We start from the raw sequence: 13,991 nt of genomic DNA, 5'->3' as shown, positions 1-13,991 counted from the left end.
TCCCCTCATGGGGAAGGTTGAACCATGACGTCCCAGTCCGTCGCACAGACTTCGGCGCCCGCCCCCGCGGCGCCGCAGGTCAATTGGACGATCCTCCTGCTCGGCTTCGCCGGCATGGTGATCGGCCAGTTCATGGCTATCCTGGACATCCAGATCGTCGCCTCGTCCCTGCCGCAGATCCAGGCGGGCGTGGGCGCCTCGGCGGACGAGATCAGCTGGATCCAGACCGCCTATCTGATCCCCGAGGTCGTGATGATCCCTCTTTCGGGATACCTGTCGCGGCTATGGGGGACGCAGCGGGTCTTCCTGCTGTCCTGTTCGGGCTTCATCCTGATGAGCGTCGCGGTCGGCCTGTCCGGCTCGGTCGAGCAGATGATCTTCTTCCGCGCCATCCAGGGCTTCGTCGGCGGGGCGATGATCCCGACCGTCTTCGCGGTGGCCTTCACGGCCTTCCCGCCCGCGCAACGCGTGACGGCCAGCGTGATCATGGGCCTGATCGTGACCCTGGCTCCGACCATCGGGCCGACGCTGGGCGGCCACCTGACCGAACAGCTCAGCTGGCGCTGGCTGTTCTTCATCAACGTGCCTCCGGGCATGCTGGTGCTGTTCCTGGTCAGCCGCTACGCCAATTTCGACAAGGGCGACCCGTCACTGTCCAAGGGCTTCGACTGGTTCGGCCTGGGCCTGATGGCGACCTTCCTGATGAGCCTGCAGTTCGTGCTGGAGGAGGGAGCCAAGAACGACTGGTTCGCCGACGACCACATCCTGCTGCTCGCCGTCGTCGTCGCTGTCACCGGACCCGCCTTCATCTGGCGGACCCTGACCTACTACAACCCGATCGTGGAGCTGCGGGCGTTCGCCAACCGCAACTTCTTCGTCGGCGTCGTGATGACCTTCACCGTCGGCCTGGCCCTGTTCGGCGGGACCTTCCTGCTGCCGCTGTTCCTGGGGCGGGTGCGCCACTATTCGGCGGCCGAGGTCGGCACGACGATGGTGGTGTCGGGCCTGGCCATGTTCGCCACCGGTCCCTTCGCCGGCCGTCTGGTGCGGGCCGTTGATCCGCGCATCCTGATGTTCGGCGGCTTCATGATGTGCGCCTGGGGCATGTGGGACGCCCATGCGGTGACCGATCAGTGGGGCTTCTGGGAGTTCGCGGGGGTTCAGGCCCTGCGCGGCGTCGGCGTGATGATCGCCATGATCGCCTCGCAGCAGGTGACCATGTCGACCCTGCCGCCGCACATGGTGAAAAACGCCTCGGGGCTGGTGAACCTGTTCCGCAACGTCGGCGGGGCGGTGGGCCTGGCCCTGCTGAACACCTCGCTGACGACCAATACCGCCCTGCACATGAGCGAGCTGACCCAGAACATCCAGAACACCAATGCGGGCATGGCGGGCATGCTGGCGGGGATGCAGGAGCGGTTCGCGGGCTCGATCGATCCCGCCGGCGCCTCGATGAAGGCGGTTTACGGCATGCTGCAGCTGCAGGCGACGACGCTGGCCTTCGGCGACGCCTTCGCCATGCTCGCCATCGGCTGCGCCTTCGCGGCCTTCGTCACCCTGCTGGCCAAGCCGGTGAAGCCGCAGGCGGGCGCGCCGCCCGCGGCCTCGGACGCCCACTGATGCCTCGCGTTGTCGGACAGGTCGACGAGACCAAGACCGAGGCCATCCTGGAGGCCGCGCAGGCGCTGTTCGCCGAAAAGGGCGCGGCGGTGTCGATGGACGCCATCGCCCGCCGGGCCGGGGTGTCGCGCCAGACCCTGTACAACCGCTTCCCCTCCAAGGTGGAGATGGGCCGGGCGCTGGCCTCGCGCCGGTCGGATGCGATCAGCGCGCCGCTGCGCTCGGGCGGCGACGCCGAGACCGTGCTGCGGACGCTGGCCGGTCTGCTGCTCGACAAGATCTGCGGCAATGACGGCGCCAAGGCCTCGATGCGCGGGGTGGTGCTGATGTCGCCGCACGCGCCGGACGTGGCCCGAGCCATCTATGACGCCGGTCCAGGCGAAAGCCTGCGCAAGATCTCGGCCTGGCTGACCGAGCAGGATCGACTGGGCGTGCTGTCGGTGCCCGACCCCGACTACGCCGCGGAGATGTTCACGGGCATGGTGCTGGGCCATGGCCACCTGCGCAGCGTGCTGGGCGTGCCGCATCCGCCGATCGACCGCGACCGCCGGGCCGCCGAGGTGACCCGCCGCTTCCTGAGGGCCTTCGCCCCGGAATGACGGCGGCGGAGGATGGGTGTAGACCGCGCCTGTTCCCCTATCCGCGAGCGCGCCCATGCTGATCCATCTGTCGTCCTGGCCCGAGATCGACGCCCGGCTGAAGACCACCAAGACCGTGGTCGTGCCGATCGGCTCCAATGAACAGCACGGGCCGACGGGCCTGCTGGGCACCGATTGGCTGTGCCCCGAGATCATCGCCCATGCGGCCGAGAAGGCTGACGAACAGCTGGTTGTGGCGCCGACCTTCAACATCGGCATGGCCCAGCATCATCTGGCCTTCGCGGGCACCATCTCGCTGCGCCCCTCGACCTTCATGGCGGCGATCACCGACTGGGTGATGTCGCTGCAGCGGCACGGCTTTGAGCGGATCTATTTCCTCAACGGCCACGGCGGCAATGTCGCGACCATCGAGGCCACCTTCGCCGAGATCTACGCCGAGTGGAGCTTCGTGGAGGAGCGTCCGCCCTTCGTGCTGAAGCTGCGCAACTGGTGGGACCTGCCGGGGGTGCACAGCCTGTGCAACCGCCTGTTCCCCGTGGGCCACGGCATGCACGCCACACCGTCCGAGATCGCCGTGACCCAGGCCGCCTATCCGGACCGGATCAAGACGGCGGACTACAGCCCCAAGATCGCGCCGAGCGGCCCGATCCGCGACGCGCTGGACTATCGGGCGCGCTTCCCGGACGGCCGCATCGGCTCCGATCCGGCGCTGGCCAGCCCCGAGCACGGCCAGACCATCATCGACGCGGCGGTCCCGGCCCTGCTGGCCGACGTGGCCGACTTCTCGAACGAAGTGTTGCCGTAACCTCCGGCGAAGCGCACGGTCCCGGTATGAGCCCCATTGACGAGGCCGCGCGGGCCGCCCGCGCCGGACAGGAACTGCTGGAAGCCTCGGGCGATGTGATCGCCCGGCGGCTGGGCATCGTCGCGGACGCCCTGCGCGATCCGGCGAAGGCCGACATGCGCGAACTGTCCCTGATGAGTTCCGAGAAGGTCGAGGCCATGGCCGCGTCCGCCCGCGTGGGCATGACGGGGGCGATGGCGCTGGCCCAGACCGCGCAGACCATGGCCGCGCGCGAGACGGCGGCGGCCAGCCGGGCCTTCGATGCGGTGATGACCTCGAACACCCCGGTCGAAGCGATGACCGCCCAGGGGCTGTGGGCGGCCAACGCCTGGACCCGTTCGATGCAGGACGGCTGGGCCATGGGCGCGGCCCTGATGAAGCTTCAGACCGACGCCCTGCAGCCGATCCACGCGGCGGCCACCGCCAATGCGAAACGGCTCCGGAAGTAGGGAACGAGTCGCGCGGCCAAGGCTTCCGCCTTCGTAGCAACGGAGGCCCAGATGGCTGACGATCCCAAGAAGACCGACCCGCATCCCGGCATGATGGGCGACGGCACCGAAGAGCAGAACCTGAACCAGCCCGGCGATCCGTCGAAACGGATCACCGAGGAGGAGGTTGAAGAGGCCTTCGGCGGTGACGACGAATAGGGCTTAGTCGCCCATTCTTACCGGAACGGCGGCTCGTCGAAGGCGCGCAGCTTGCGTGAGTGCAGGCGGTTGCCCTCGGCGCGCAGCAGGTCGACGGCCTGGATGCCGATCTGGAGGTGTTCCGAAATGGAGCCCTCGTAGAAGCGGTTGGCCTGACCCGGCAGTTTGATCTCGCCGTGCAGCGGCTTGTCCGACACGCACAGCAGCGTCCCGTACGGCACGCGGAAGCGATAGCCCTGGGCGGCGATGGTGGCCGATTCCATGTCGATGGCGACGGCGCGGCTCTGGTTAAAGCGCAGGGCCGATTTGGAATAGCGCAGCTCCCAGTTTCGGTCGTCGGTGGTGACGACGGTGCCGGTGCGCAGACGCTTCTTGACCTCTTCGCCCGGCGCGCCGGAGACGATCTTGGCCGCGTCATAGAGGGCGCGCTGGACCTCGGCGATCGAGGGGATCGGGATGTCCGGCGGCAGCACCGCGTCCAGCACGTGGTCGTCGCGTAGATAGGCGTGGGCCAGGACGTAGTCGCCGATGGTCTGGGAGGGGCGCAGGCCGCCGCAGTGGCCGATCATCATCCAGGCGTGGGGGCGGGTGACGGCCAGGTGGTCGCAGATGGTCTTGGCGTTGGACGGGCCAACGCCGATGTTGACCAGGGTGATCCCGTTCCAGCCCGGCGCCGTCAGGTGATAGGCCGGCATCTGGTGCTTCTTCCACGCGGCGTCGGCGACGACGGCCTCGGGGTTCGGCGTGTCGCGGGTGACGACCACGCCGCCCGAGGTGGAGAAGGTCTCGTAGAGACTGTTCGGATCCTTGATCTGCTCCAGCGCCCACCGCACGAACTCGTCGACGTAGCGGTTGTAGTTGGTGAACAGGATGTAGTTCTGAACGTCCTCGACCGGGGTGCCGGTGTAGTGGCGCAGCCGGGCCAGGGAGAAGTCGGTGCGCAGGCCGTCGAACTGCGACAGCGGGAAGTCCTCGGCCGGATCGAACAGGCCGTCGGAGATCTCGTCGCCGATGTGGGCCAGGTCGGTGGTCGGGAAATAGCGCGCGATGGCCGCCGTCATGCTGGCGTCCAGCACCACGTCCGAGCCGTCCAGCACATAGGGGAAGGGAATCTCCTGTTCCGACGGGCCGACGTCGAAGGTCGCGCCGTAGTCTTCCTCGAGCAGATTGAGCTGTTCGTTCAGGTACGAACGGTACAGGTCGGGCCGAGTGATGGTGGTGGAATAGACGCCCTGCCGCGAAAGGCGGGCGTAGGAGCGGGTCGCCAGATTGGCCGGCCGGTCGCCGAACCAGCTGACGCGAAGCTCGGGATAGGAGAAGAGGCCTTGGGCCCGCGCCTCGGCGTCGGGACGCTCGCCGGTGGCGAGGAAGGTCTTCACGGCGTCGCGAAGATTGGCGACGGATTGGCTGTAGAGGGTTTCGAGGCGGTCCAGCGCCGCCTGTGCTGTCATCGTGTTTGTCATGACCTCCCCTAGCGGAAGATCATGACCTTGGCGAGACGGCGGAGCTTAGGGCGCATCGTCCTTGATCAATTGGGTCAGGACCAGCCGGTCGCCGCGAATCTCGAACTCCAGCGTGGCCGTGCCGCCGGTCGGGCAGCAGTTGCCATCGTGGGGCGTCCACAGCGAGGTCCGGGCGGTCAGGCTGTCGTAGTTGAAGGCGACGCCCTTCCAGATTTCGAGGCCCGTAGGCAGCCGGGCGGGCAGGTCGGTGTCGCGCCAGCTTTCGTTGTCGATCTCGGTCAGCGGATGATCTGCGCCCGGAGTGAAGCGGTACAGGGCGTCGGCGTTGTACGCCCCGGTGCCGGCAATGACGCCGGCCACGGCCACATAGACCTGATCCCCGACGCGGAAGATTTGGGGCGGCTCGTACCGAATGCCCCCATGGTCCCAAGTCTGGGCCTGCAAGCGTTCACCGCCGGTCAGCAGGACATAGCCCGCGACGCCGCCGTCCTGCGGGGTGAAACCGTTCTGGAGCTGCCAGATCAGGCGCTCCCCGTCGATGTTCAGATAGCCGCCGGTGGAGGTGGTGCAGTTGTCCAGGCCGATCTCGACGCAGGCGTCCGGCAGGCCGGCGGCGCGGACCGCGAGCGCGCGGACCCGGGCGTCGGTCAGGGCGGACGCGGTCCAGCGCGCGGCCCAACGCTCATCGGTTTCTTCGATGTCGGCGCTCTCGAATCCACGCTCCTGGAGCCATTCCCGCCGCTCGATGTCCAACCGCAGCGGGGTCGGGCTGACCGTCCGCGCGGCGGCGAAGGCGGCTTCGGCCTGTCGCTGGCCGGCCTGCGGCGCGGCGGCGGTCAACAGGCCCCAGACAAGGCTCGAGGCCAGCAGAGCGGCGATCTTCATGGCGGCGGTTCTCCCTGCTCGCAGAATGCGCCGATCCCCGTCGCCGTCCAGTGACGCGGTCTGACACTCAGCCCAGTTCGCGGTGGAAGAAGGCGACGACGTCCTCCAGCACTGGAGCCTTCTTGCGGAACAGGGGCGAGAAGGTCGCGATCAGGTCCTCGTGCGACAGGCCGGGATAGAGTTTGGCCTCGCAGCGACCGCCGACGGCATGCATCCGTTCGCACAGGATGGTGGTGTCCTCGGCATGGACGACCTTGTCGTTCACGCCGTGCCCGGCCCAGATCGGCGGCGCGTCGGCGCGGACGAAGGAGACCGGCTGGGTCAGGGTCAGGTCCGGCGCGCGGCCGAAGGCGTTGATCGAGGACGGCGTGTCCAGCGGCAGGAAGTCATAGGGTCCGGCCAGTCCGGCGGCCGCCTTGATCAGGTCCGGCGCCTCGACGGCGGCCATGTAGCGGCGGTCCAGGGTGATCATCATGGCCAGATGGGCGCCCGCCGAATGGCCCAGGACCCCCAGCCGGGTCGGGTCGCCGCCATACTGCGCCGCGATCCGTCCGGCCATGGCGGTCGCCGCCGCCGCGTCCTCGACGAAGGCGGGGAAATGGACCTCGGGTACGAGGCGGTAGTCGGGGACCACGACCACGAAGCCGCGCGCGGCGAGGGCCTGGGCCGCCCAGCCGTACAGGTCCTTGTCGCCCGCATACCATCCGCCGCCGTAGAAGAAGACCAGCACTGGGCGGGGGCCGGTCGAGGGCGGGATGGGCGTCCAAACATCCAGCGTCTGCCGGTCGTCGGGGCCATAGGAGAGGTTGTGCGCGGCGCGGCGCACGCCTCCATCACGCGGGCCCAGGCCGTTCAGCAGGCCGAGGGGAGAGCAGGCGGCGGCCAGGGCGCCGAGGGTGGGGACGAGAAAGCCGCGTCGGGTCATGCGCCAGATACGCACGAAGACGGGCTTCGGACCAAGATGCCCACGCTCACCGGGCCGAAGAAATCAGCGCGCCGCAGTTGGCGTCCTCGGCCAGACCCGGATCGACGAAGGGCAGTAGGGCGATCAGCGGGTTGACCACAGCGCCGAGGATGCCCGCCAGACCGGCCTGGGCCACCACCGAACCGGTGTCGATGCTCGCGCGCGGCGCGGTCAGCGGACCCTGCACCACGATGGGAGACCATAGCCGAACCAGCCGCGCCTGCTTGGTCTCGCCGTCGATACGCAGGTTCAGGGTCTCGGCGCCCAGGTCGATGGTCCCCGCGCCTTGGGCCAGAACCGGGGTGGTGTCGATGACGAAGGTGCGGGCGGTGGCGACCCCGCCGGCGACGTTGAAGTCGGCGACGCCGCAGCGGATTTCGGTGGTGGACTCGTCTCCACCCAGCAGCCGGAACAGGCCCGCCGTGGCGTTGATGCCCAGCAGTTCGGCGAAGGCCGAGCGCATGCGACCCTGCGGCACGACCACGGTGACCTGTCCCTTGGAGGCGGCGGCGAAGTCATGGATCGAGGCGCCGGGGCCTTCCAGCCGCGCTCGGCCCAGGGCGCTTCCGGTGACGGTCGGGGCGCCGCCGCGCGTGGGGATGATGGACTCCAGCGGATAGCCGCGTAGGCGGAAGTCGATGGCGCTGTAGGGCGTGTCGCGCTTGGCGTTGATCCGCGCCGTGCCGCGCAGTTCGCCGCGGTTGAAGTTGAAGGCGACCGGGTCGAGGTCGAGAATGGCGTCCTTCAGTTCGGCGCCGAGCTCGACCTTGCGGATGTCCAGCTCGTTCCGCTTCACCTGGGCGGCGGTGTATCTCAGCGACCCGTCCATGCTGCGCAGCCGCTCGACGGCCAACGGGGCGTCGGGGAGCAGGCGGCCGGGCGTGCCGGAGGTCATCACCGTATTGCCCGTGGGAGTCACCGTCGGCCGGCCCCCCAGCACCGAGGCCAGATCGTCGATGTCCAGCAGGCGGGAGTGCAGGACCGCATCGACGCGGCGGCGGTCTCCGACCTTGTCGACCACGAGGTCGCCGGACAGGTCCGAGGACCCGACCCGTCCGGTGAAGTCGCTGAAGGTGAATTTGGCGTCGTCGCGGGTCAGGGTCCCCGACAGGCGATAGGGCGGGGTGTTCGGCGTCGTGATGCCGGTCAGCAGGTAGAGGTCCGCCAGGTCGCGGCCCTCAAGGCTCAGGCTCGAGCGGAACTGGCCCAGGTCGAAGGGGCGGGTGATCGAGCCGCGCGCCTCCAACCGCGAGCCGACACCCGACAGGGTGGCCTGGAAGCCGTAGGGATGGTCGCGGCGGATGTTGATGAACGGTCCGCCGCGCACCGCCAGCGTCAGGGGCGTGCCGTTGATCGTGCCATCGCCCTGAAGGTTGAAACCGGCGTCGCCGTCCGAACTTTCCCGGGCGGTGATGGTGGCCTCCAGCCTGATCTTACGGCGCTGTTCATCGAGCGAGACCCTGCCGTCGCGGATGATCAACCGGTTGATTGGCGGCAGCTTCAGGCCCTGGCCGTCGTCGGGTTTGTCCGGGTTCAGTTTCCAGCTCTGACGGCCGTCCGGGGTGGCGATCAGCACCACCTCAGGGCGGGTGATGGCCACCATGGGCATCTCGATCCGGCCCACGAAGAGCGTGCGCAGCCGCACCGAGGCCTGCACGTCGGCGACCCGCAGAGTGTCGCGCTCGCGCGCCCAGACAGGACCGCCGACGCGTAGGTCGCGGACCTGGACCGAGGGGGTCCAGCTGAACAGCTTCACGTCCAGGTCGCCGTTCAGCTGGATCTCACGCTCGTATTTCGCCGAGGCCCAGCGGCCGATCGGGCCGCGCAGCCAGTTCCAGTCGAACAGCATCAGGAAGGCCACGACGGCGAGGATCAGCAGCACGGTGAGCCCCGCCGCCGCCCTTTCGGCCGCGCCCGGACACCGGACCGCGGCGATGAAGGGGTCGTTGTCGCGCCATTCCCGCACGCGGGCCCCCGCCGGAACCAGGACGCGGTCGCGGAAAGCAGTCCAGTTCAGCTTTTCTTTCAAAGGGTTGGGCAAGCGGCGCGGCTCCGTTGAAGCCTGCACAACGCATGAGGGGTCCGAAAGGCTCAGGGCCAGCGTTTCGACCGTATGTCAAATTTCATACTTTCAAACGTCACATAACATTTACATCCGCAGCGTTTGGCGCATTATTCGCTCCGAGTCCTGAGCATTTCAGGCGTTCTGGAGGAACTCCTATGCGCACAATCCGCGCCCTTGCCGCCCTCGCGGTCGCCGCTTCCGCCCTGTCGGCCCTGCCCGCCGCCGCCCATGACGCGGCCCAGTCGTCGACGGCCCGGCCGGTGCTGGTCTGCGGCACGGACGCCGCCACCCGCCGCGCGTTCACGCGTGAGCACGGCGCCGCGCCGGTCTTCATCACCGCCCGCGAAGCCCTGGCGCTGCAGCCGTCCGACCCTGCCTGGGCGACCCCGCGCTGCATGACCTCGATCGAGCATGCCCGCTACGTCAGCGCCGCCACGACCTACGCCCGCACAGCCCGATAAGAGACGGACCACGCTAGAAAAAAGGGCGCTCCCGACGGGAGCGCCCTTTCTCTTGCCCGGAAGCGGCGATCAGTTCGCCGGCTTCAGATACTTGTCCAGCCAGCCGAACACCTCGTTGTGCCATTGCAGGCTGTTGGCCGGCTTCAGCACCCAGTGGTTCTCATTGGGGAAGAACAGCAGGCGGCTGTCGATGCCGCGACGCTGCAGCGCCGTGAAGGTCGACAGGCCCTGGGCGGTGGGGATGCGGTAGTCCAGGTCGCCCTGCACCACCAGCATCGGGTCGCGCCAGTTGGCCACGTGATGGACCGGGTTGAACTGCTCATAGCCCTGCGGATTCTCGTACGGCGTGCCGCCGTACTCCCACTCGGTGAACCACAGCTCCTCGGTGCCGTAGCCCATGCCGCGGATGTCGAAGACGCCGTCGTGGTTGACCAGGCATTTGAACTCGCCCGGCCAGTTGCCGGCGATCCAGTTGATCATATAGCCGCCGTACGAGGCGCCCAGGGCGCAGGCGTTGTCGCCGTCCAGGAAGCCGTACTTGGCCTGCGCGGCGGCCCAACCCTTCTGCAGGTCCTCGAACGGGCGGTCGCCCCAGTGCTGGCTGATCGAGTCGGTGAAGGCCTGGCCGTAGCCGGTCGAGCCGTGGAAATCGATCATGACGACGGCATAGCCGGCGCCGGCGTAGGTCTCGGGGTTCCAGCGGTAGGACCAGCCGTTGCCGAACGAGCCCTGCGGTCCGCCATGGATCAGGAAGGCGACGGGGTATTTCCGCCCCTCGACGTAGTTGGCCGGCTTGATGACATAGCCGTGGACCGTCTCGCCGTTCCAACCCGGGAAGTTGAACTGCTCGGCCTCGCCGAACGCCTTGGCGTCCAGTTGCGGGTTCACATTGGTGATCCGGGCGGGCATTTCGCGACCCCGGAAGGTCTTGACGAACAGCTCGCTGGGACGGGTCAGAGTGTCCTGGGCGAAGACGAAGCCCGAGGGCGTCTGCTGGAAGGCGGAGACATGGCCCTCGCCCGTGATCGGCGTGACCGACCCGTTGCGCGCATCCACGGCGAAGATGCGGGTCTGACCCACGTCGCCGGCGGTGGTGTAGAGGGTGCGGCCGTCCTTGGACCATTGCAGGGTGTCGGCAGAGCGATCCCAGTCGGCGGCGATCTGGCGGGTCTGGCCCGTCGCCACGTCACGCAGGAAGATCGCATACTTGTCGGCCTCGAAGCCCGGGCGGGCCATGGCGCGGTAGGCCAGGGTCTTGCCGTCCGGCGAATAGACGGGGCCGGTGTCCCAGGCGTCGTTGGCGTCGGTCAGGTTGGTCAGCCGGCCCGGCTCGGCGATGGCGACCTGATAGAGGTCGAAATTGGTGCTCCACGGTTCGGACTTGCCGGCCTCGCGGGCCGAGAAGACGATGCCCTGGCCGTCCGGGGTGAAGGTGAACTCGCTCTCGTCGCCGAACGGCTTGGAGGGGGTGTCGCCGTCGAAGCCGCGGGTCACCCAGACCGGGTCCCGCCCGCCGGCCGTCGGAACCACGAACAGGTGGTTCTGGGTGCCGTCGTTCCAGGTGTCCCAGTGGCGCACGAACATGCGGTCATAGGTCTGGCCGGTGGAGGGATCGTCGGCCACCGCCTTGTTGCGGTCGACCGTGCAGGCCAGCGTCTCGCACTCCGGGAAGACGGCCAGCGATACGGCCACCTGCGAGGCGTCGGGGCTGAGGCGGTAGGCGTTCACGTCGAGCGGCAGGTTGGTGACCTGCGCCGGGGCGGTCCCGTCGGCCTCGGCGCGCCAGACCTGGCTCGAGCCCGAGCGGCCCGAGAGGAAGTACAGCTTGCCGTCCGAACCCCAGCGGGCGGTGTTGGCGCCGCCCTCGTTGATGGCCAGGCGGCGGCCTTCACCTGGGTTCTGCAGGTCGATCACGAACAGGGCGCCGGCGCGGCGGTTGGCGGCCACGTCGGTGGTGGTCACTGAATAGACGACCCAGCGGCCGTCCGGCGACACCTGCGGATCGCCCAGCCGGTTGGCCGAGATCATGTCGTTGTAGTTGAACGCTTCGCGCGCCTGGGACGCCGCCGGAGCGGGGGAGGCGGCGGGCGCCTCGGCCAGGGCGGGGACGGCGGTCGCCAGCGCGATGGCGGCGACGGCGCACGAGAGCAGGGAGCGGTGACGCATGGGCGGTTCCTCATGGCTTGATCGCCAACTTGGCCGCTGGCGTAGCACCACGTGAAACGCAGCGAAAGTCGTGCTCCGTCGCCTCACTCAGCCGTGTAGTGGCCGGTCCAGGCGAGGATTTCCGATTGCCAGTCGACCCAGTTGCGCGGCTTCAGGACCCAGTGGTTCTCGTCTGGCACATGCACGAAACGGCTCTCGATGCCGCGCCGTTGCAGGGCCGAGAAGGTCCCCAGTCCCTGTTCGACCGGCACCCGGAAGTCGCGCGAGCCGTGCAGCACCAGCATGGGCTTGGACCAGTCGCCTACGTAGGTGTTGGGGCTGAAGGCGCGATAGAGTTCCGGCTTCTCCCAAGAGGCGCCGCCGAACTCGGAACTGAAGTTGCCGATGTCCATGGCGTTCATCAGTTGGCCGACGTCGAACACACCCGCGTGGTTGACCAGGCAGGCCCACGGCCCGTTCCAGCGTCCGGCGATCAGGTTGATCATATAGCCGCCATACGAAGCGCCGAGCGCGCAGGCGCGGCCGCCGTCCATCCAGCCGTTGCGGTCCAGCGCCGCCTGCCAGCCCTTCTGCAGGTCCTCCAGCGGACGGTCGCCCCAGTGATCGTTGATGGCGTCGGTGAAGGCCTGTCCGAAGCCCGGCGAACCGTGGAAATTGACCATCACCACCCCGTATCCGGCGCCGGTGTAGATCTGCGGATTCCAGCGGTAGCTCCAGCCGTCGGTCCACGGCGACTTGGGTCCGCCATGGATCAGGTAAACGACCGGGTAGCGACGGCCCTCGACGTAGCCGGCGGGCTTGAAGGTCCAGCCCTGTACGGGCTCGCCGTTCCAGCCGGGGAAGCTGAAGCTCTCGCCCGCCGGCAGGTCGGTCCCGGCCAGCAGATCGGCGTTGTGGCGGGTCAGGGGGCTCAGGCCGTCCCGGCCCGCCTCGACGATCTGGGACGGGCTGGTGAAGGTCTCGCGGGACAGCACCAGCCGGTCGCCCACGGCGTCGAACCCGGACACCGTGCCCTGGTCGGTGACCGCCCGGACCGCGCCGGTGCGGGCGTTGATCTCGAACAGCTTCTGCTGGCCGTTCTCGGCGGCGAGCACGTACAGCGCCTGACCGTCGGGCCGCCAGCGCAGGCCGGCCGCGCCGCGATCCCAGTCGGCGGCCAACGGCCGGGCTTTGGCGCCGTCGGCGTCGGCGATCATCAGCACCGGCTGGTCGCCAAAGATATTCTCCCGCCGTCCGGCCAGCCAGGCGAGGCGGCGGCCGTCGGGCGAGAAGACCGCGTTGGAATCGGGAGCCGTGTTGGCTTGCGTCAAGTTCACGGGCGCGCCGCCGGCGACCGGGACCATCCAGACGTCGGTGTTGTTGGTCAGGGCCTCGGTGCGGCCTTGCGTCTGGGTTTGGAAGACCAGCCGGGTTCCGTCCGGCGAGAGCGTGAACTCGCTGTCGTCGCCGAGCGGCCGCGAGGGCGTGTCGCCGTCCAGCCCGCTCATCAGGTCGCGCGGCGTTCCCGCCGCGAGGCCCGAGGCGTTGAGGGTCAGGGCGAACAGATGGCTGCGCCGCCCGTCGTTCCAGCTGTCCCACGGCCGCAGCGGCAGGCGGTCAAAGCCACGTACGGTCGAGCCCGGCGCGGCCTGCGCCTTCAGCCGGTCGCGGGTGCAGTCCAGGTCGGCGCAGTCGAGGAAGACCGGCAGGGCGACGATCAATGTCCGCCCGTCGCCGGACAGGCGGAAGGCGGTGACATCCACCGGCAGGCTGGTGACCTGGGTCGCCGCCTGGCCGTCGCGATCCGTGCGCCAGACCTGGTTGGAGCCGCCGCGGCTGGACAGGAAGTAGACGCCGTTCCCGTCCGGGGCCCAGCGACCGGAAGCCGCGCCGCCGTCCGACGCCGCCAGCCGCCGGGAGGTCCCGTCGGCCTCGATCACCCACAGGGCGCCGACGCCGCGGTTGCCCGCCCAGTCGGTGGTGCGAAGGTTGTAGAGGACGCGGCGGCCGTCGGGCGACAGGCGGGGGTCGGAAGCCCGCTCCATCATCGCGAGCTGGCCGGGGCTGAGCCCGCCCGCCACCGTGGGCAGGGTCGAAGGCGCGGCGTCTGTCGCGGTCGGCGCTTTCGCCGGAGCCGGCGCCTGGGCTGGCGTCTGGGCCATGGCCGGCAGCGCGCCAGCGCCGAGCGCCAGCACCGTCGCGCCGACCAGAAGTTCCATCCGGATCGCCATCTTCACCCCTCCACGTCCAGCGCAAGAGGTAACACGCTTCCCGCCGCCGCCAAGCCGCTTGCCGTGC

Annotated in this window: 12 protein-coding genes; 6 read left to right on the top strand and 6 right to left on the bottom strand. The window is 68.9% G+C overall.

From position 1 onward, the window contains the following. The first annotated feature begins 24 nt into the window (after window positions 1-24). Genes AC1RRF_RS10010 through AC1RRF_RS09990 form a run of 5 tightly spaced genes read left to right on the top strand, consistent with a single transcriptional unit; the run spans window position 25 to window position 3,710 of the window. Complete coding sequence (locus AC1RRF_RS10010) at window positions 25-1,620, top strand: DHA2 family efflux MFS transporter permease subunit (RefSeq protein ID WP_492834290.1); 1,596 nt, start codon at window positions 25-27, stop codon at window positions 1,618-1,620. Continuing rightward, a complete protein-coding gene (locus AC1RRF_RS10005) occupies window positions 1,620-2,219 on the top strand; it encodes a TetR/AcrR family transcriptional regulator (protein ID WP_492834289.1) in 600 nt (199 codons plus the stop codon). Before AC1RRF_RS10010 ends, AC1RRF_RS10005 begins: the two co-directional genes overlap by 1 nt. Window positions 2,220-2,274: 55 nt before the next feature. Next, window positions 2,275-3,024 carry a creatininase family protein gene (locus tag AC1RRF_RS10000; protein ID WP_492834288.1) on the top strand — a complete coding sequence of 250 codons (750 nt, stop codon included), beginning with the start codon at window positions 2,275-2,277 and terminating at the stop codon, window positions 3,022-3,024. 26 nt (window positions 3,025-3,050) lie between these two features. Next, a complete protein-coding gene (locus AC1RRF_RS09995; protein WP_492834287.1) occupies window positions 3,051-3,512 on the top strand; it encodes a phasin family protein in 462 nt (153 codons plus the stop codon). A gap of 51 nt (window positions 3,513-3,563) precedes the next feature. After that, window positions 3,564-3,710, top strand: coding sequence for a hypothetical protein (locus AC1RRF_RS09990; protein WP_492311846.1), 147 nt, complete (start codon window positions 3,564-3,566; stop codon window positions 3,708-3,710). A gap of 17 nt (window positions 3,711-3,727) precedes the next feature. Here the strand turns inward: AC1RRF_RS09990 and AC1RRF_RS09985 are convergent, their stop codons facing one another. The 4 genes from AC1RRF_RS09985 to AC1RRF_RS09970 all read right to left on the bottom strand — a co-directional run bounded on the left by AC1RRF_RS09985 (window position 3,728) and on the right by AC1RRF_RS09970 (window position 9,063). Continuing rightward, window positions 3,728-5,173: an AMP nucleosidase gene (locus AC1RRF_RS09985; protein WP_492834286.1), complete on the bottom strand. Its 1,446-nt coding sequence runs from the start codon at window positions 5,171-5,173 to the stop codon at window positions 3,728-3,730. A gap of 45 nt (window positions 5,174-5,218) precedes the next feature. Further along, window positions 5,219-6,058, bottom strand: coding sequence for a hypothetical protein (locus AC1RRF_RS09980; RefSeq protein ID WP_492834285.1), 840 nt, complete (start codon window positions 6,056-6,058; stop codon window positions 5,219-5,221). 67 nt (window positions 6,059-6,125) lie between these two features. Next, window positions 6,126-6,998 carry an alpha/beta hydrolase gene (locus tag AC1RRF_RS09975; protein WP_492834284.1) on the bottom strand — a complete coding sequence of 291 codons (873 nt, stop codon included), beginning with the start codon at window positions 6,996-6,998 and terminating at the stop codon, window positions 6,126-6,128. A gap of 31 nt (window positions 6,999-7,029) precedes the next feature. After that, entirely contained in the window at window positions 7,030-9,063 is a 2,034-nt protein-coding gene (locus AC1RRF_RS09970; RefSeq protein ID WP_492834283.1) for an AsmA family protein, read from the bottom strand. A 179-nt stretch (window positions 9,064-9,242) separates the two neighbouring features. Between AC1RRF_RS09970 and AC1RRF_RS09965 the strand changes: the two genes are divergently transcribed. Further along, entirely contained in the window at window positions 9,243-9,548 is a 306-nt protein-coding gene (locus AC1RRF_RS09965; protein WP_492834282.1) for a hypothetical protein, read from the top strand. Window positions 9,549-9,617: 69 nt separating this feature from the next. On the opposite strand, the gene AC1RRF_RS09960 is transcribed toward AC1RRF_RS09965, so the two are convergent. Together AC1RRF_RS09960 and AC1RRF_RS09955 are read right to left on the bottom strand one after the other, a co-directional pair. Next, entirely contained in the window at window positions 9,618-11,714 is a 2,097-nt protein-coding gene (locus AC1RRF_RS09960) for a S9 family peptidase (protein WP_492834281.1), read from the bottom strand. Window positions 11,715-11,797: 83 nt separating this feature from the next. Further along, window positions 11,798-13,912, bottom strand: coding sequence for a S9 family peptidase (locus AC1RRF_RS09955; RefSeq protein WP_492834280.1), 2,115 nt, complete (start codon window positions 13,910-13,912; stop codon window positions 11,798-11,800). Window positions 13,913-13,991 lie beyond the last annotated feature (79 nt).

The sequence above is a fragment of the Brevundimonas sp. GW821-FHT12C05 genome (genome assembly GCF_058807475.1).
Note: the sequence above shows the minus strand (reverse complement) of the source record. Positions and strands in the feature narration are given on the sequence as shown.

Bases quoted from the DNA above. Each gene is read 5' to 3' on its own strand.
- AC1RRF_RS10010 (WP_492834290.1), top strand. From the start codon at position 25: ATGACGTCCCAGTCCGTCGCACAGACTTCGGCGCCCGCCCCCGCGGCG.
- AC1RRF_RS10005 (WP_492834289.1), top strand. From the start codon at position 1,620: ATGCCTCGCGTTGTCGGACAGGTCGACGAGACCAAGACCGAGGCCATC.
- AC1RRF_RS10000 (WP_492834288.1), top strand. From the start codon at position 2,275: ATGCTGATCCATCTGTCGTCCTGGCCCGAGATCGACGCCCGGCTGAAG.
- AC1RRF_RS09995 (WP_492834287.1), top strand. From the start codon at position 3,051: ATGAGCCCCATTGACGAGGCCGCGCGGGCCGCCCGCGCCGGACAGGAA.
- AC1RRF_RS09990 (WP_492311846.1), top strand. From the start codon at position 3,564: ATGGCTGACGATCCCAAGAAGACCGACCCGCATCCCGGCATGATGGGC.
- AC1RRF_RS09985 (WP_492834286.1), bottom strand. From the start codon at position 5,173: ATGACAAACACGATGACAGCACAGGCGGCGCTGGACCGCCTCGAAACC.
- AC1RRF_RS09980 (WP_492834285.1), bottom strand. From the start codon at position 6,058: ATGAAGATCGCCGCTCTGCTGGCCTCGAGCCTTGTCTGGGGCCTGTTG.
- AC1RRF_RS09965 (WP_492834282.1), top strand. From the start codon at position 9,243: ATGCGCACAATCCGCGCCCTTGCCGCCCTCGCGGTCGCCGCTTCCGCC.
- AC1RRF_RS09960 (WP_492834281.1), bottom strand. From the start codon at position 11,714: ATGCGTCACCGCTCCCTGCTCTCGTGCGCCGTCGCCGCCATCGCGCTG.
- AC1RRF_RS09955 (WP_492834280.1), bottom strand. From the start codon at position 13,912: ATGGAACTTCTGGTCGGCGCGACGGTGCTGGCGCTCGGCGCTGGCGCG.